General features: G+C 71.2%; 19 protein-coding genes. 13 read left to right on the forward strand and 6 right to left on the reverse strand.

Features of this window, described 5'->3' with window-relative positions; translation table 11 throughout:
- The first annotated feature begins 296 nt into the window (after positions 1-296).
- From ABZS40_RS33095 to ABZS40_RS33105, 3 genes are all read left to right on the forward strand, one after another.
- Positions 297-950, forward strand: coding sequence for a hypothetical protein (locus ABZS40_RS33095; protein WP_354948153.1), 654 nt, complete (start codon positions 297-299; stop codon positions 948-950).
- 153 nt (positions 951-1,103) lie between these two features.
- Positions 1,104-2,078: a pirin family protein gene (locus ABZS40_RS33100; RefSeq protein WP_354948155.1), complete on the forward strand. Its 975-nt coding sequence runs from the start codon at positions 1,104-1,106 to the stop codon at positions 2,076-2,078.
- 72 nt (positions 2,079-2,150) lie between these two features.
- Complete coding sequence (locus ABZS40_RS33105) at positions 2,151-2,807, forward strand: hypothetical protein (RefSeq protein WP_354948211.1); 657 nt, start codon at positions 2,151-2,153, stop codon at positions 2,805-2,807.
- Positions 2,808-3,073: 266 nt separating this feature from the next.
- On the opposite strand, the gene ABZS40_RS33110 is transcribed toward ABZS40_RS33105, so the two are convergent.
- The gene (locus ABZS40_RS33110) at positions 3,074-3,742 is read right to left on the reverse strand and encodes a DUF1345 domain-containing protein (protein WP_354948157.1); all 669 of its coding nucleotides are present in this window, start codon (positions 3,740-3,742) and stop codon (positions 3,074-3,076) included.
- A 42-nt stretch (positions 3,743-3,784) separates the two neighbouring features.
- On the reverse strand, positions 3,785-4,057 hold the full coding sequence (locus ABZS40_RS33115) for a DUF2795 domain-containing protein (RefSeq protein WP_030332551.1): 273 nt from the start codon (positions 4,055-4,057) through the stop codon (positions 3,785-3,787).
- Positions 4,058-4,213: 156 nt separating this feature from the next.
- Between ABZS40_RS33115 and ABZS40_RS33120 the strand changes: the two genes are divergently transcribed.
- From ABZS40_RS33120 to ABZS40_RS33140, 5 genes are all read left to right on the forward strand, one after another.
- The gene (locus ABZS40_RS33120) at positions 4,214-4,624 is read left to right on the forward strand and encodes a DUF2267 domain-containing protein (protein WP_354948159.1); all 411 of its coding nucleotides are present in this window, start codon (positions 4,214-4,216) and stop codon (positions 4,622-4,624) included.
- Positions 4,625-4,838: 214 nt separating this feature from the next.
- On the forward strand, positions 4,839-5,864 hold the full coding sequence (locus ABZS40_RS33125) for a TerC/Alx family metal homeostasis membrane protein (protein WP_354948161.1): 1,026 nt from the start codon (positions 4,839-4,841) through the stop codon (positions 5,862-5,864).
- 75 nt (positions 5,865-5,939) lie between these two features.
- Entirely contained in the window at positions 5,940-6,539 is a 600-nt protein-coding gene (locus ABZS40_RS33130) for a sulfite oxidase-like oxidoreductase (protein ID WP_203124856.1), read from the forward strand.
- 73 nt (positions 6,540-6,612) lie between these two features.
- Complete coding sequence (locus ABZS40_RS33135) at positions 6,613-7,311, forward strand: ferredoxin reductase (RefSeq protein WP_354948213.1); 699 nt, start codon at positions 6,613-6,615, stop codon at positions 7,309-7,311.
- Positions 7,312-7,345: 34 nt separating this feature from the next.
- On the forward strand, positions 7,346-7,639 hold the full coding sequence (locus tag ABZS40_RS33140) for a DUF6510 family protein (protein ID WP_196922747.1): 294 nt from the start codon (positions 7,346-7,348) through the stop codon (positions 7,637-7,639).
- A gap of 106 nt (positions 7,640-7,745) precedes the next feature.
- On the opposite strand, the gene ABZS40_RS33145 is transcribed toward ABZS40_RS33140, so the two are convergent.
- Both ABZS40_RS33145 and ABZS40_RS33150 read right to left on the reverse strand, forming a co-directional pair.
- Positions 7,746-8,153 carry a pyridoxamine 5'-phosphate oxidase family protein gene (locus ABZS40_RS33145; RefSeq protein WP_354948164.1) on the reverse strand — a complete coding sequence of 136 codons (408 nt, stop codon included), beginning with the start codon at positions 8,151-8,153 and terminating at the stop codon, positions 7,746-7,748.
- A 75-nt stretch (positions 8,154-8,228) separates the two neighbouring features.
- Entirely contained in the window at positions 8,229-8,573 is a 345-nt protein-coding gene (locus ABZS40_RS33150; protein ID WP_354948166.1) for a helix-turn-helix domain-containing protein, read from the reverse strand.
- Between the two features lie 71 nt (positions 8,574-8,644).
- On the opposite strand from ABZS40_RS33150, the gene ABZS40_RS33155 reads away from it, so the two are divergent.
- The 5 genes from ABZS40_RS33155 (at position 8,645) to ABZS40_RS33175 (ending at position 13,986) form a co-directional block, all read left to right on the forward strand.
- Entirely contained in the window at positions 8,645-8,998 is a 354-nt protein-coding gene (locus ABZS40_RS33155) for an antibiotic biosynthesis monooxygenase family protein (protein WP_354948168.1), read from the forward strand.
- 55 nt (positions 8,999-9,053) lie between these two features.
- Positions 9,054-9,776: a VOC family protein gene (locus ABZS40_RS33160; protein ID WP_354948170.1), complete on the forward strand. Its 723-nt coding sequence runs from the start codon at positions 9,054-9,056 to the stop codon at positions 9,774-9,776.
- A gap of 88 nt (positions 9,777-9,864) precedes the next feature.
- Positions 9,865-10,389 carry a GNAT family protein gene (locus ABZS40_RS33165; protein ID WP_354948172.1) on the forward strand — a complete coding sequence of 175 codons (525 nt, stop codon included), beginning with the start codon at positions 9,865-9,867 and terminating at the stop codon, positions 10,387-10,389.
- An 87-nt stretch (positions 10,390-10,476) separates the two neighbouring features.
- On the forward strand, positions 10,477-12,630 hold the full coding sequence (locus tag ABZS40_RS33170) for a glycogen debranching N-terminal domain-containing protein (RefSeq protein ID WP_354948174.1): 2,154 nt from the start codon (positions 10,477-10,479) through the stop codon (positions 12,628-12,630).
- 54 nt (positions 12,631-12,684) lie between these two features.
- Positions 12,685-13,986: an NAD(P)/FAD-dependent oxidoreductase gene (locus tag ABZS40_RS33175; protein WP_354948176.1), complete on the forward strand. Its 1,302-nt coding sequence runs from the start codon at positions 12,685-12,687 to the stop codon at positions 13,984-13,986.
- Positions 13,987-14,002: 16 nt separating this feature from the next.
- Here ABZS40_RS33175 and ABZS40_RS33180 read toward each other — a convergent pair whose 3' ends face one another.
- Together ABZS40_RS33180 and ABZS40_RS33185 are read right to left on the reverse strand one after the other, a co-directional pair.
- Complete coding sequence (locus ABZS40_RS33180; protein WP_354948178.1) at positions 14,003-15,097, reverse strand: AI-2E family transporter; 1,095 nt, start codon at positions 15,095-15,097, stop codon at positions 14,003-14,005.
- A gap of 58 nt (positions 15,098-15,155) precedes the next feature.
- The gene (locus ABZS40_RS33185; RefSeq protein ID WP_354948179.1) at positions 15,156-15,950 is read right to left on the reverse strand and encodes a fused MFS/spermidine synthase; all 795 of its coding nucleotides are present in this window, start codon (positions 15,948-15,950) and stop codon (positions 15,156-15,158) included.
- Positions 15,951-16,028 lie beyond the last annotated feature (78 nt).

Genomic DNA, 16,028 nt, shown 5'->3' on the forward strand with positions numbered 1-16,028 from the left:
ATCTGCTCCCGCTCCAGCGGGCTCAACCTCAACGCCATAACCACCCCAACGAAGATCACGGAAGGGTGTTGCAACCACCAGTTGAGCCCGCCCGCAGGACGGAAACTGTCCAAGATCTACCCTGGCGATGCAGCGTAGTGAGGTGATCGGCGCCGAGTGATCCGATCGGCTGGCGGGTAGACGCCACTCGCCCCGACGGCACTCGTCCGGGTGACGGCGGCCGTCCGGGGGGCGTCGCTGACCCGGACGCGGCCGAGGGGCGCCGCGGTGGTGCGGGTGCTGCTGCCGAACAACTGTTGACGGCGCCGCTGGCGGGTCGGCAGAAGGGCACCTTCGTGCTCGCGGACGGGCTGTCCTCGTTCGAGCTGCGGGTGGCCGAGTTGGGCGATGACCTGTACCGGATCAGTACCCCGGCCGGCTCGGGTGTGGCGGGCCGACCGGCGGTACAGGGGGAGACCGTGCGGCTTGACCTCGTGGAGTCCGGTACGCGCGGGCCACGGGCCGTGCGCGTGTTGCTTAACGAGCGGGTCGCCTGGCGTCTTCACCTCGTCGGCGGGGTGAGCAGCCAGGTGTTGGACCTGACCCGGGCCTGGCTCCTCGGTGTGGAACTCGCCGGCGGTTCCAGCCGCACCGAGATTCTCCTGCCACCGATCACCGCCGTCGGCCCGGGCAATCCCACCGGCCCGGGCTCAGACCAGCCCGCCAGCATCCTCACCGTACGGCTCACCGGTGGGACCAGCCAGCTCGACGTCCGGGTCCCCGGGGAGACTCCGGTACGGGTGCGGGCGGGTGCCGGTGCCGGCTCGGTGGTGGTACGCGACGACCGCTGGGATGGGGTGGCCGCGGGCTCGGTGTTGGGTACGCCGGGTTGGGACCGGTCGGCGGGGCGCCTGTACCTGGACCTGGTCGCCGGCGCCAACAGCGTGCTGGTCTCCTCCAGCAACCGATGAACCCAGGCCAGTCCACGCCAGGCCACCCACGCCAGGCCGACCTACGCCGGGCCGACCTACGCCAGGCCAACCCCATGGCCACGGGCTGGTGAACCCCGTCCGCCCGGCCGGAAGCGCCGCGGTCGCGAACGGGCGTGCGCGTACAGTCGGGCGGTGGAGCGTACTGAATCAATGCTGGCGCAGACCCGACCGCCTGGCGTGGCCGACGTCGATCCCGGCAGTGTGTTGTTGCCCGGCCACGACGTGCCGTTGGGTCGGTACACCACGGTGCGGCGGCTGCTTCCGCAGCGCGCCCGCCGGATGGTCGGCGCGTGGTGTTTCGTGGATCATTTCGGCCCGGACGATGTGGCGCAACGGCCCGGCATGGAGGTGCCGCCGCACCCGCACACCGGGCTGCAGACGGTGACCTGGCTGCTCGACGGGGAGATTCTGCACCGGGACAGCCTCGGCAACGTGCAGCCGATCGTGCCCGGCCAGCTGAACGTGATGACCTCCGGGAACGGTATCGCCCACTCGGAGCGCTCGCCGGCGACCCATCCGCCGGTGATGCACGGTGTGCAGCTCTGGGTGGCGCTGCCGGACCCGGCGCGGGCCGGAGCGGCCGATTTCGCGCACCACGCCGACCTTCCGCGCTGGCGGGACGGCGATCTGGACGTCACAGTGCTGGTCGGCGAGTTCGCGGGGCAGCGGTCGCCGGCGGTGGTGCACACCCCGCTGGTGGGGGTGCAGCTGGAGCTGCGCGGTGAGGCGCCGGCGACGATGGCGTTGCGGCCGGATTTCGAGTACGCCGTGCTGGCGATGTCCGGGTCCGCGGAGGCGGCCGGGGTCGGGTTCGAGCCGGGGGCGCTGCTGTATCTGGGCTCGGGCCGCCGGGAGTTGACGGTGCGTGGCGGGGCCGGGGCCCGGTTGCTGCTGCTGGGCGGTACGCCGTTCGAGGAGCCGTTGGTGATGTGGTGGAACTTCGTGGGCCGGTCACATGAGGAGATCGCCGCCGCCCGGGAGGACTGGATGGCCGGCGACGGGCGCTTCGGTGTGGTCGCCGACGATTCGGCGCCGCCGCTGCCGGCGCCTGCCCTGCCCACGACCCGCCTCAAGGCCCGCGACCGCACCGGCGGCCTGCACGGCTGACGACGACGCCCGCCCGGGGCGCTGGGTGTGTGGCTGGTGGCGGCGCGGGTAGTCGCCGCCATGGCGACCAGTTTGATCACTCCGATGGCGGACCGTAAACGTCTGGCGCGTCGGCTCGCCGGTGGCGGGCGGGGCTTCGCCGAGCAGTACGGGTTCCGGGTGACAAACAACCCGGCGAGCCTGTTTCAGGTGCTCTACCTGTCGGTGCTGCTGGCCCGTCGTGGTGACTTCCGGCGGGCGTTGGACGGGGCGCGGGCGGTGCGTGACGAGGGGTGGGACAGCGCGGCCCGGCTGGCGCGTTCGCTGCACGAGGACCGGGTCCGGGTGCTGCGCGCCAGCGGCCAGCGCGGTGACGTGACCGCCCTTGCCGATGTGCTGGGTGACCTGGCTCGGACGGTGGTCGAGCGGTACCGGGGTGATCTGCGCCGGTTGCGGGCGGCGGCGCACCACGACCCGGTCCGGGAGCGGGCGCTGCTGGCCGAGCTTCCGGGCGTGGACGAGCAGGTCGTCGACCTGTTTCTCCGCGAGGCTCAGGCGTTGTGGCGGGAGGTGGCCCCGGTCGCGGACCGGTGGGCGTTGGCTGCCGCGCGTCGGCTCGGGCTGGGCAGGTCGGCGGACGACCTGGCCGGCCTGGCCACTGGCGAGTCCGAGCAGTTGGCCTGGCTGGTGGGCGCGTTGGCCCGGGTTGACCTGGAGCATCGGTACGCGGAGGTGACCGGTCGGCCGTGACGTGCCCTGGCCCACACTTCCCCAAATTCTGACCAAACGGAGGATGTTCTGCCGTATGGTTGGACCCGGCAGTGCTGGCCGCTCGGTTCGAGTGGACCTCCACCGCCTGGTGACCGCGACCGGTTCGGATGCGGTTCACCGCCTGGGCAGGCTTGCGTGGCGCCCTGGGTCGCGGTTCGTGACCAGGGGCGCCCGCCTGTCCCGGCCCTTCGATCGGCCCCACCCCGTGTCGCACTCCCGGGGCCTGCGCGGCCGAGAAACCAGCTTCACCGGGCCAGACCCGCCAGCAGGTTCACCGTCACGGCGATGATGAACGCGCCGAACAGATACGACACCATCGAGTGCCGCAGCACCGTACGACGCATCTCGTTGCTGGTGAGGTTGGTGTCGGAGATCTGGAACGTCGTCCCGATGGTGAACGCGACGTACGCGAAGTCGGAGTAGCGCGGCGGTTCGGGCTGGTTGAAGTTCACCCCGCCGTCCGGGCCGGTGTAGTAGATCCGGGCGTACCGGGCGGCGAACACCGTGTGCACCACGAACCAGGAGAGCACCACGCTGAGCACGCCCACGCCGCTGTGCAGCTCCCGTGCCGTTCCGGGGGGCGCGCTCTGCGCGCTGGCCACCACCAACCCGACGGCCAGCAGGCTGGCCAGGCAGGCGACGAGCAGCAGGGCGTCCCGGATCGCCCGGTTGGGGTCCTCGTGGACGGCCAGTTGGGCGGTCCGCTCGGCGTCCATCGGCCAGATCTTGTGCCAGACCAGCACGAGCCAGCTCAGCGCGCCCACGTCCCAGCCGGCCAGCGCGGCGAGCGGCAGGGGCAGCAGCAGCGCGAAGGCGCAGCCGGAAATGACGCCGACCACCGCCACGACGGCGAGCTGCTTCGCAGCAGCCGGGAAACGCACGTCCGCTGGCCGGTCGGGGCCGGTCCGGGTCATCCCGGCCGCTCCCGGGTCGGGGAGGTGGGCGTCACCGCCGGGTCAGATGCCGCGCAGGTGCTGCGAGACCCGGTTGTGCTTCTTGTCCCGGGCCTGCTCGGCCCGCTGGGCGGGGCCGACCTCGGGCGCCGCCTCGATTCCGGCCGACCGGGCCACCTCGGTCCCGTTGGCGTAGTCGACCGGCGGCAGGGCGCGCAGCGCCTTCAGCACGTCCGGCGGGGCACCCTCCCGTTCGGCCTCGCGGACCACGTCGTCCTTCTCGGCCGGGTAGTCCAGGCTCGACAGGTACTGCAGGACGTCGGCGTAGCTCGCCATGGCGTGGGCTCCCTCGGGCATCGATGTGGTGACGACCGGCGGCGGTTACCCGCCCGCCGGCCGGTCACGCCCGCCCGGTGCAGGATTCCCGGCGCCGTTTCTCCTCGGCCGGCGCGGGTACCCGCAGACGCCGACGCGAGCCCAAGGGAGTACGCGATGAACTACGACACCTTCATCGACCAGGTTTCCCAGCGCACCGCCACGTCGTCCGAGCGGGCGGTCGAGCTGACCCGGGCCGTGTTGGAGACGTTCGCCGAGCGGTTGACCGGCGGTGAGGTCCTGGACCTGGCCGCCCAGTTGCCCCAACCGCTGCAACTCGTGCTCAAACCGAGCCCGAGCACCGAGCAGGCGGACCGGTTCGGCGCGGCGGAGTTCGTTGCCCGGGTCGCGTTGCGCGCCGGTGTGCCCGAGCCCGCCGCCGAGGACGCCAGTCGGGCGGTCTTCACCACCCTGCGCGAGGCGATCACCGGCGGTGAGTTCGACGACGTGGCGACGCAACTGCCGCGCGACTATCGGGGCCTGGTCGAGCAGGCGATGGCCCCGGGCGCGACGTTGCGCCGCGGCTGACAGCGCTCGCGCCGACAACACACAGCTGTTTACCAGGGCAACCATTGATGTCCCGCTTGGCGTGGCGATTCCGCCTGGCCTAACCTTGTCGTGCGAGGGGAGTACTTCCCACGAGCCATTCCGGTCAGTACGGCGCGCCCGGCGCGCCTCGGGTGGTTGCCCATCAGGTGGTGGGTGAAGGAGACCTCGAACATGACGGTGTTCGAGGAGAGCCATGACCGAAGTGTCTTATTTGTCCGCCGCCAGTGACCTGTCGTCGGTGGGCACGCCCACGCTCTGGGCGGTCACCATCATCGGTGTCCTCCTGCTGTTGGTACTGGACTTCCTGGTCACCCGTCGCCCGCACGAGGTGTCCATGCGGGAGGCCATCGGCTGGTCGGCGTTCTACATAGCGCTGCCGCTGGCGTTCGGCGGCTGGATCTGGTCCCGCTTCGGCTCCCAGCAGGGCGTCGAGTACCTGACCGGTTACCTGGTCGAGAAGTCGCTCTCCGTCGACAACCTCTTCGTCTTCATGCTGCTGTTGGCGGCGTTCGCGGTGCCGGCGGTGCTCGCCCAGCGGGTGCTGCTCTACGGCATCGCCGGCGCGCTGGTGCTGCGGGCCGTCTTCATCGCCCTCGGCGCTGCGGCGTTGCAGACCCTCGACTTCGCCTTCCTGCTCTTCGCGATCATCCTCATCGCCACCGCGGTGAAGCTGCTGCGCGATGCCATGTCCGGGCATCAGCAGGAAGTCGACATCAACAAGATGCGTTCGGTGAAGCTGCTGCGCAAGGTCATGCCGGTGGTCGACGACTACCACGGCACCAAGATGACCGTCCGGCAGGGCGCGAAGCGGGCACTCACGCCGTTCGCCCTGGTGGTGGTCGCGGTGCTGGCCACCGACATCGTCTTCGCTGTCGACTCGGTGCCGGCGGTCTACGGCATCACCGAGGACCCGTACCTGGTCTTCGCCACCAACGCGTTCGCCCTGCTCGGCCTGCGGGCGCTCTACTTCGTCCTGCACGCGGCGCTGAGCCGGCTGGTGCACCTCAGCTACGGCCTGGCCATCATCCTGGCGTTCATCGGCCTCAAGCTGGGTCTGCACTGGGCGCACGGCATCTGGGACAGCGTGCCGCAGATCCCCACCCTGGCCTCGCTCGGCGTGATCATCGGTGTGCTGGTGGTGGTCACGGTGACCAGCCTGCGCGCCACCCGGGGTGGCGACCTGCCCGAGGACCGCACTGTCGTCGCGGAGCGGCACTGACCGCGCCGCGCCGGCTGACGACGGGGTACGCGGGAAAGCTCCCGTCCCCACCGGCGCGGGTGGTACGACTGTGCAATGGGAATCGTGTCACCGGGCTTTCAGGGTCGGCCCCGAACGCAGGAGCCGGCCCTGCCACCCGGTCAGTATCTGACCGAGGACTTTCCGGTGCTCTCGGCCGGCCCGACGCCCCGGGTGTCACTGGACACCTGGGAGTTCGTCATCTCCGCCGAGAACGGCAGCGACCACCGGTGGTCGTGGCAGGAGCTGATGGCCCTGCCGCAGGAGACGCCGATGGTGGACATCCACTGCGTCACCCGCTGGTCCAAGCTCGGCACCAACTGGCAGGGCGTCTCACTGGACACCCTGCTCGCCGACGTCGACACGGGGGCGCACTTCGCGCTGGCGCACTCCTACGGCGGGTACACCACCAACCTGCCGCTCGACGACCTGCGCGGCGGTCAGGCCTGGGTGGTGCACACTTTCGACGGCGCCCCGCTGCCCGCTGAGCACGGCGGGCCGGCGCGACTGCTGGTGCCGCACCTGTACTTCTGGAAGTCCGCCAAGTGGGTGCGCGGCCTGCGGCTCAAGACGATGGACGAGCCGGGGTTCTGGGAGACCGCCGGGTACCACGACTACGGCGACCCGTGGCGCGAACAGCGGTACCAGGGTGACTGAGCGCGCGGTGGCGACGAGCACCCAGCGCCGGACGCCGAACCGTTGGCAGGTCGGCCGGCTGGTGGAGCGCCGGATGGAGACACCCACCGCGCAGACCCTGGTGCTGGAGGTGCCGGACTGGCCGGGGCACCTGGCCGGTCAGCACGTCGACCTGCGGCTCACCGCCCCGGACGGCTACCAGGCGGCCCGGTCGTACTCGATCGCCGGGCCGGCGGTGGACGGGCCGGGAGGGCCGCGCATCGAGGTGACAGTGCAGCGGGTGCACGACGGCGAGGTGTCGCCGTACCTCATCGATGTCTTCGGCGCCGGCGACCCGGTGGAGGTACGCGGACCGCTCGGTGGCTGGTTCATCTGGCGGCCCGAGGAGACCGCGCCGGTGCAGCTCGTCGCCGGCGGCTCCGGCGTCGTGCCGCTGATGGCGATGATCCGGGCGCGGCGGGCGGTGGGCAGCAGGGCGCCGTTCCGGTTGATCTACTCGGTGCGCACCCCCGGCGACGTGATCTACGCCGACGAGCTGCGCCGCCGGGGCCGCGACGACTTCGGGCTGGACATCGCGTACGTCTACACCCGGGAGGCGCCCGAGGGCTGGCGCGGTGAGCCGCACCGGATCGGGCTGGCCGACGTCAACACGCACGGGTGGCCACCGGACCTGGAACCACTCACCTACGTTTGTGGCCCTACCGCGTTCGTGGAGACCGTTGCCGACCTGCTGGTGGGGCTCGGTCACCCGTCGCGTCGGGTCAAGACCGAACGCTTCGGCCCCACCGGCTGACCACCGCTCACTCACGCAGTGTCGAGGAGATTCGATGACCGAGATGTCGTACCTGGACGGCAACATGCTCGACGGCCCGATGCGTGAGCTGTTCACCGTCGACCTGAGCAGCGCGATGGGCCGCTGTGAGAACTGCGGGACGACCGGCTCGATGGCCAGCCTGCACGTCTACTCGCACGCGCCGGGCCTCGTCGCCCGCTGCCCCTCCTGCGAGGAGGTGATGGTGCGCCTGGTGCGCGGGCCGGACCGGGCCTGGCTGGACATGCGTGGCACCACATTCCTCCAGGTGCCGATGCCGATGGAACAGACGTTCCCCGGCCCGCTCTGAGGAAACGCTCGCCCGGCTGAGGCAGGATGGCCGAATGAGCACCGGCCGGTGGCGTGGTGTGCCGCTCGCGGTTCAATGCGTGATGGCTGTCGCCGTGCTGGACGACTCACTGGGCGATGCCCGCGAGCAGCCACCGCCGCACGGTGATCTCCAGCAGCGCCCGCTCGCCGTCCGGGCCGACCTGCCGGCCGACGTCCCAGCCGTCGTACTTGCGGGCGAACGCCTCGACGACAGTGCTCGGGAATCCCTCTCGGTGCACGTGGGCGGCACCCTCCGCCACCACTGGGGCGTTGCCGTCCTCCAGGGCCACTGACACCCGCCGGTCGGCCAGGACGTTGCGGGCCTTGACGCTGCGGCTCTCGCAACCGACCCAGAACGTCGCGGAGAGGTAGACGAACCAGACCGGTGTCAGGTGCGGGGACCCGTCGCGCCGAACCGTGCACAGCCAGACGTTCAGCTCCCGCGACAGCCGCTCCTCGACGGCGGCAGGAGGGATCGAGGGGGTTCGGCTCACCGGTCCAGTGGATCACAACGCCGCGCCTCCCGACGACGGTCCTCCGCCTGCTGCGGGTCGCGTGCGCGCGTCGAGTCAGGCAGCGGAGGGTTCGTCGATGGCGGTGCCGGTACGTGCGGCCCGAGCGGCGCCCCAGTCGTACAGGGCCCGCAACACCGGGGCCAGGCTGAGTCCTTCCTCGGTGAGCCGGTACTCGACATGAGGTGGTGTGGTCTCGTGGTCGTGCCGCAGGACGAGCCCGTCGGCCTCCAACTCGCGCAGACGCTGGGTCAGCATCTTCTCGCTGATTCCTGGCATCCGGCGGCGCAGCTCGCCATAGCGGTGCACGCCCTCCTTGAGATGCGCCAGGATCACCGGTCGCCATTTTCCGCCGACGACGTCGACGGCGAGCTCCACCGGGCAGTGGTATCGCTTGGGCATCGTGGCCTCCCTCGGCACGTACCAAATGGTGCGTACTTGATCATCACCGCTGCGGGTGTTGAGCTGTAGCCATGGTGATCGAGTACATCAGGTACCGCGTCCCGCAGGAACGGCTGGACGGTTTCGAGGCGGCGTACGAGCGGGCCGCTGTCGCGCTACGCGCCGCGCCGCAGTGTGTGGACTACGAGTTGAGTCGCTGCCTGGACGACCCCGCCTGCTACCTGCTGCGCATCACCTGGACATCGGTGGACGAGCACCTGAAGGGGTTTCGGGGTGGCCCGGTGTTCGGGCAGTTCTTCGCCGCGATCAAGCCGTACGTCGCGGACATCCAGGAAATGCGGCACTACGCCCGAACCTCGGTGGCCGGCCCTGGCGGCGCCGCGCCGCCGCGAAACTCGGGTGCGGTCGACCTGGCACACCCCTAGGCTCCCGCTTCGACGGCCGGCACGGCGTCCGGTCCGACGGGAGATGAGCGCAGCGATGACCGCACACCTGTTCGCGATCAGTTTCGACGCGAGCGAGCCTCTGCGGCTCGCGCAGTTCTGGTCCGGGCTCCTGGGGCGCGAGATCGTCGACGATCCACACGAGGGCGTCCTGCTCCTACCCACCGACGACAACGAGTTCCACATCCGCTTCGCCCCGAACCAGCAGCCGAAGGTGGTCCAGAATCGGATGCACTTCGATCTGACCAGCAGTTCGCTGGAGGACCAGCGGCAGACGGTGGCCAGGGCACTGGAACTCGGGGCGCGGCACACCGACATCGGGCAGGGCCCGGAGATCGATCATGTGGTGCTCGCCGACCCCGAGGGCAACGAGTTCGACGTCATCGCACCGGGCAACAAGTTCCTCGCCGGCTGCGGCTTCGTCGGCGCGCTGGCCAGCGACGGGTCGCAGGCGGTCGGCTACTTCTGGAGCGCGGCGCTGGGCTGGCCGCTGGTCTGGGACCAGGACGAGGAGACCGCGATCCAGTCGCCGCACGGAGGCACGAAGATCTCCTGGGGCGGTCCGCCATACATGCCGAACGGCGGCAGGGATCGGGTGCGTCTCGACCTCGCCCCGGCTGTCGACGTCGACTGGCAGGTCGAGGTCGACCGTCTGCTCTCGCTGGGGGCGACGCGAGTCGACACCGACCAGGATGGGGCAGGCCGACTGGTGCTGGCCGACCCCGATGGCCAGGAGTTCAGCCTGCTGACGTCCCGCTAGCGCCGCCATCGCCCGCATGATCGTGCGGCGTCACGCACGCGGCGGCCGGTTGGACAACGGCGGCATTGGTCGGTCAGAGTGATCCGCCGTGAGATACCTGCGTACCGGTGGTCCCGCCGCGATCCGGCGACCCCGGCCCACCGACTCCGACGAGTTCGTCGCCGCCGTGCGTCGCAGTCAGGACCTGCACCACCCGTGGTTGGCCGCGCCGGCCAGCCCGGAGGAGTACGAGCTCTATCTGCGCCGGATCCGTCGCCGCGACAGTGCCGGCTACCTGATCTGCGACCGGGCCAGCGGTGAGATCGCCGGCTACGTGAACATCAGCGGGATCGTGCTCGGCGCGCTGCGTGGTGGCTACCTGGGGTATGCGGCGTTCCTGCCGTACAGCGGGACCGGGCACGCCTCGGCGGGCGTCGCCCTGGTGATCGACCATGCGTTCACCTCGGTCGGGTTGCACCGGTTGGAGGCGAACATCCAACCGGGCAACGAGCCGTCGCGGCGGGTGGCCCGCAAGCTGGGTTTCCGGTTGGAGGGTTTCTCCCCGGACTACCTGTTCATCGACGGCGCCTGGCGCGACCACGAGCGCTGGGCGATCACCGCACCGCAGGCTTGACCGGCCAGTCGTTGAGCAGCGCCGCTCGGCAGCTTTCACCCGGACCGGGTGATGACTCTCGGTGCCCTGCTTCCTACGGTGGGTGTCATGGCTGCCGTTCGCGCGACCCCTGCCAACCCCTTGCCCGGCCTGTCCGCCGCGGATGCGGACAGCGCCGACCAACGGGCCATCCCGCCCGAGTTGGGCCCCGACTCCCTCGCGGTGCTCAGCGGCCCCACATTCCTGTACTCCAACGCGTGCGGGGACGTGCCGGCGGGCAGCATCGGTGGGCTCGTCCACCTGGACACCCGCCTGATCAGCGGCTGGAACCTGACCGTCAACGGCAGCCAGCTGCTGGTACTGCGCTCCGAGACGATCGACCACTACTCCGCGCAGTACGTGCTCACCAACCCGGAGGTGCCGGGGCTGCCGCCGAACGCGCTGGCCCTGCGGCGGCTGCGCTACGTCGGCGACGGGTTCCACGAACGCGTGGAACTGGTCTCCTTCCGGCTGGAGCCGGTCCGGGTGGAGCTGCGGCTGGCCGTCGCCGCCGACTTCGCCGACCTGTTCGAGGTCAAGTCGAGGGTCCGGGACCGCTCTGCCGAGATCACCCGTGACCACGCCGCCGACGGGTCCGAGCTGTGCTTCTCCTACCAGCGCGGTGACTTCTCCGCGCAGACCCGGGTGTGCTGCTCCAAGCCGGCCGACCGTGTCGAGGGTGACGATTTGGTCTGGGAGCTGGAGCTGGGCCCCCGCGAGGAGTGGCAGGTCGACCTGCACGTGCCACTGCCGCCCGGGATGGGGGTGGTCGAGCCGGTCCGGGGCGACATCGCCGACGTCATCCACGGCCGGGCCGACGACCCGCTGCGCCGGTGGGTGGAGGACAGGGCGGTGTTGCGCAGCGACAACGTGGCGTTGGAGCGCACGGTGCGGCAGTCCCGCAACGACCTGGCGGCGTTGCGGCTCGACCTGGAGGTCAAGGGCCAGCGGATTCTGCTACCAGGTGCCGGACTGCCCTGGTTCCTCGCCGTCTTCGGTCGGGACACCCTGATCACCGCGTATCAGACGCTGGTCGCCGGGCCCGCGCTGGCGAAGGGCGCGCTGCTCGCGCTGGCCAAGCTTCAGGGTGAGACGTGCGACGACTTCACCGACGAGGAGCCCGGCAAGATCCTGCACGAGGTACGCAGCGGCGAGTTGACACGCAGTGGCGAGAAGCCGTTCGGGCCGTACTACGGCAGCGCCGACGCCACCCAACTCTGGCTGATCCTGCTCTCCGAGTACTGGCGCTGGACCAGCGACGACGAGACCGTCCGGCACCTGCGGGACAACGCGCTGGCCGCGTTGCGCTGGATCGACGACTACGGCGACCGGGACGGCGACGGCTACGTCGAGTACGCCACCCGCTCGCCTGAGGGGCTGGGCAACCAGTGTTGGCGGGACTCCCCGGACGGCGTCGTCTTCGCCGATGGCCGAATCCCGGTGCTCCCGCTGGCCACCTGCGACCTACAGGGGTACACCTACGACGCCAAGCTGCGGATGGCCGAGCTGTTCGACGGGCCGTTGGACAACCCCACGTTGGCGCGCCGGCTGCGCGACGAGGCCAACACCCTGCACGAGCGGTTCAACCGGGATTTCTGGATCGAGGAACGGGGCGGCTACTACGCTGTTGCCCTGGACGGCGACAAGAACCCTGTCGACTCCAAGACCTCGAACATGGGTCACCTGCTGTGGAGCGGGATCGTGCCACCGGAGCGGGCCGAGGCGGTGGTGCGTCAACTCATGTCGCCGGACATGTTCTCCGGTTGGGGCATCCGCACGCTGTCCCGGGAGGAGCGGCTCTACAACGCCCTCGGCTACCACCTCGGCACCGTCTGGCCACACGACAACTCGATCGCCGCGCTCGGCCTGGCCCGGTACGGCTACCGGGCCGAGTCGAACCGGATCAGTCTGGCGATGATCGAGGCGGCCGACCAGTTCGGTTACCGGCTGCCGGAGGCGCTCAGCGGCTTCGACCGGAAGCGGCTGCTCTTCGCCGTGCCGTTCCCGACCGCGTGCAGCCCGCAGGCGTGGGCGGCCGGCACGCCGCTGGCCCTGATCCGCGCCATGCTCGGCGTCAACCCGGTCGAGGGCCGGCTGGTCCTCGATCCGGACGTCCCCGAGGAACTGGGCCGGATCACCGCCGAGCGGGTCCGGGCGTTCGGCCAACAGTGGGAGTTGGAGGCGGTGGGCCGCAGCGGCCACGTGCGGCTTCAGCCGAGCTGAGCACGGCTGGCGCGCAGGACGTTTGTCGCGGGCTTCGACGGGAAACGGCCCGCAATGACGAAACCTCGTGTGGTGATCGTGGGGGCCGGGTTCGCCGGTTACCACGCGGCGAAGACGTTGAGCCGGATCGCCCGGGACCGGGCCGAGATCGTGGTGCTGAACTCCACCGACTACTTCCTGTACCTACCGCTGCTGCCCGAGGTGGCGGCCGGGGTGGTCGAGCCCAAACGGATCGCCGTGCCGCTGACCGGGACGCTCAAAGGCGTACGGGTGGTGGTCGGCGAGGCGGACCACGTCGACCTGCAGAACCGCTGGGTCGGCTTCACCCAGGCCGAGGGGGAGAAGAACCGGCTGGCGTACGACCGGCTGGTGCTCGCCGTGGGCAGCGTCAACAAGCTGCTGCCCATCCCGGGGGTGACCGAGTACGCACACGGCTTCCGTGGCCTGCCCGAGGCCGTCTACCTGCATGACCACATCGTCCGGCAGATCGAGCTGGCCGAGCAGGCCGAGGACCCGGCCGAGCAGCAGGCACGGTCCACGTTCGTGGTGGTCGGGGCGGGCTACACCGGCACCGAGGTCGCGGCGCACGGGCAGTTGTTCACCGACGCGCTGCACGCCCAGCGGCCCCGGCTCACCGTTCGGCCCCGCTGGATGCTGCTCGACGTCGCGTCCCGCGTGCTCCCGGAGCTGGACAAGCGGATGTCGGACACCTCGCACAAGGTGCTCAACCGGCGTGGGGTCGACGTGCGGATGGGCACCTCGGTGGCCGAGGCGACCTGCGACGGGGTGAAGCTCACCGACGGCGAGTACGTGCCGACCTGCACCCTGGTGTGGTGCGTGGGGGTGCGCCCGGACCCGTTCGTCAACGAGCTGGGCCTGCGGACCGACAAGGGTCGACTGGTCACCGACGAGTTCCTCAACGTTCCCGGCTACCCGGAGGTCTTCGCCTGCGGGGACGCCGCAGCGGTGCCCGACCTGGTCAACCCGGGAAAGGTGTGCGGAATGACCGCCCAGCACGCGCAGCGGCAGGGCAAGCGCGCGGCGTACAACATCGCCGCGTCGTACGGTTTCGGCCGCCGCAAGCCGTACAAGCACCACGACCTGGGCTGGGTCGTCGACCTGGGCGGCAAGGACGCGGCGGCGAACCCGTTGCAGGTCAACCTGGCCGGGTTGCCGGCCAAGGCGGTCACCCGGGCGTACCACCTGATGGCGATGCCGGGAAACCGCACGCGGGTCAGCGCGGACTGGGCGTTGGACGCGGCGTTGACCCGGTCCGCTGTCCAGTTGGGGCTGGTGCCGGCGAACGCGGTGCCGTTGGAGAGCACCACACCCGAGCTCGCGAGCCGGTCCCGCTGAGCGGGACCGGCGCCGGTCAGTCGGTGGAGCCGGCCGGCGGGGCGGACCGCGCGGCCGGACCGGCCGGCGGGGCGGGTCGGAGCCGGCGCGGGCCGTACTCGCGCAGCAGGGTCTGGATGATGCCGGCGGCGGGGATGGCCAGCAGCGCGCCGAGCAGACCGGCCAGCTCCGCCGCGAGCAGCACACTGATCAGCACCGTCAACGGGTTCAGCCGGACCGCGCGGGACAGGATGAGCGGCTGGAGCAGGTGGTTCTCCAGCTGTTGGTAGACCACGAAGAACACCAGCACCACCACCCCGGCGGTGGGGGAGTGCAGGAAGCCGGCGCCGGCCGCGATCACCGCGCCGAGGGTCGCCCCGACCAGTGGTATCAGGTCGGCCACCGCCACCAGCAGAGCGATCACCGCCGCGAAGGGCACCCCGGTGAGGGTCAGAACCACGAAGGTCAACGCCCCGCAGATCACGCTGATCAACAGGTTCCCGGTGAGGTAGCCGGTGACGGTGCGCGACACCTCCCGGCCCACCCGGCGCAGCCGCTCGCCCTGACCGTCCCCGCCCGCCGCGAGCAGGCCGCGGGTGATCCGCGGCGCCTCCAACACCATGAGGTACGCGAGCACGATGACAGTGACCAGCCCGGCGACCGACTCGACGACGCCGCGCAGCACACCGACAGCGGGTTGGCGCAGCCGGCCGCCGAGGTCGCGTAGCTGCTCGGAGTGCTCGCTGACGTAACGTCGTGCCCCGGTGCGCTCCAGCACCTGCCCCACCGGGCCCCGTCCGGCGCGGGCCTCCCGCAGCAGCTCGGGCGCCCGGTCGGCGAAGCGGCCCAACTCCCCGAACAACGGCACCAGGATGAGCGCGGCCAGGATCGCCAGCAGCACGAACGCGGCGAGGAACACCAGCAGGGTGGCCAGTGCCCGACGTCTGACGAAGCGGCGTTGCAGCCGGTCGACGAGGGGTTTGAGCGCGACGGCGAAGAACGCGGCGACCACCGCCCAGACCAGCACCCGCCGGGTCGCGTAGACGAATCCCAACGCGAGCGCGGTCGCCAGCACCAGACCGATCACGATCAGAGTTCGGCGGCCGGTCTCCCGATCGACGGTGTTGCTCATCCGCCGGGCCTTCCCCGCGCGCGCCGTCGGAAACCCGGCATTGCGGGCACAACGGCGATCAGTGGCGGGAGTTGTCGTCAGCGTCGGTGACGGGGCGGGCGCCGGCGACGAACGTGTCGAGCGCGGCGCCGTGCAGCAGCCCGCCGGGCACCGGGTCGCGCAGGCCGGCCACCGCCAGCCGGGCCACCGGCAGCCCGCCGGGGCGGGAGGTCGCGGCCAGCACCAGGTTGCCGTACCTGCGGCCGCGCAGCATCCGCCGGTCGCCGACGACGCACACGTCGGCGAAGACCGCCCGCAACGTGGCCACCTGCACCCGGGTCCCGACCAGCGGCGGCAGGTCCGTGACGTTGACCAGGTACGACCCGCCGGGGCGCAGGACGCGGGCCACCTCGGCGGCGAACTCGACGGTGCGCACGTGCCGGGGCATCCGGGCCGCGCGGTAGATGTCGGCGATCACCAGGTCGTAGCTGCCGTCCCGGGTGCCGGTCAGGGCGTCGGAGGCGTCGGCGACCTCCACCCGCACCTCCGGCGGCAGCGGCGGCAACTCCCGGGCCACCAGCTCGACCACCGCCCCGTCCCGCTCGACGACCCGTTGCGGGGATCCGGGTCGGGTGGCGGCCAGCCAGCGGGGCACCGTCAACGCGCCGCCACCCAGGTGCAGGACGGTCAACGGGGTGCCGGCCGGGGCCGCCACCTCCACCGCCGAGGCGATCCGCCGGACGTACTCGAAGTGCAGGTGCCGGGGGTCCTCGACATCCACGTACGACTGCTCGACCCCGGCGGACAGCAGTGTCCGCCCGGTCCGGCGGACCGGGTCGGCGACCAGCTCCAGCCGGTCGGCGGCGCGGTTCATGTCCGGCACGCTAGCCGAACCCACTGTGCGCCCGGCCCGGGGCCCGACACGGCGGACGGGCCGGCGGAGCGGGGTCGC

This window comes from Micromonospora sp. NPDC005324, assembly GCF_040607155.1.
GTDB lineage: Bacteria > Actinomycetota > Actinomycetes > Mycobacteriales > Micromonosporaceae > Micromonospora > Micromonospora trifolii.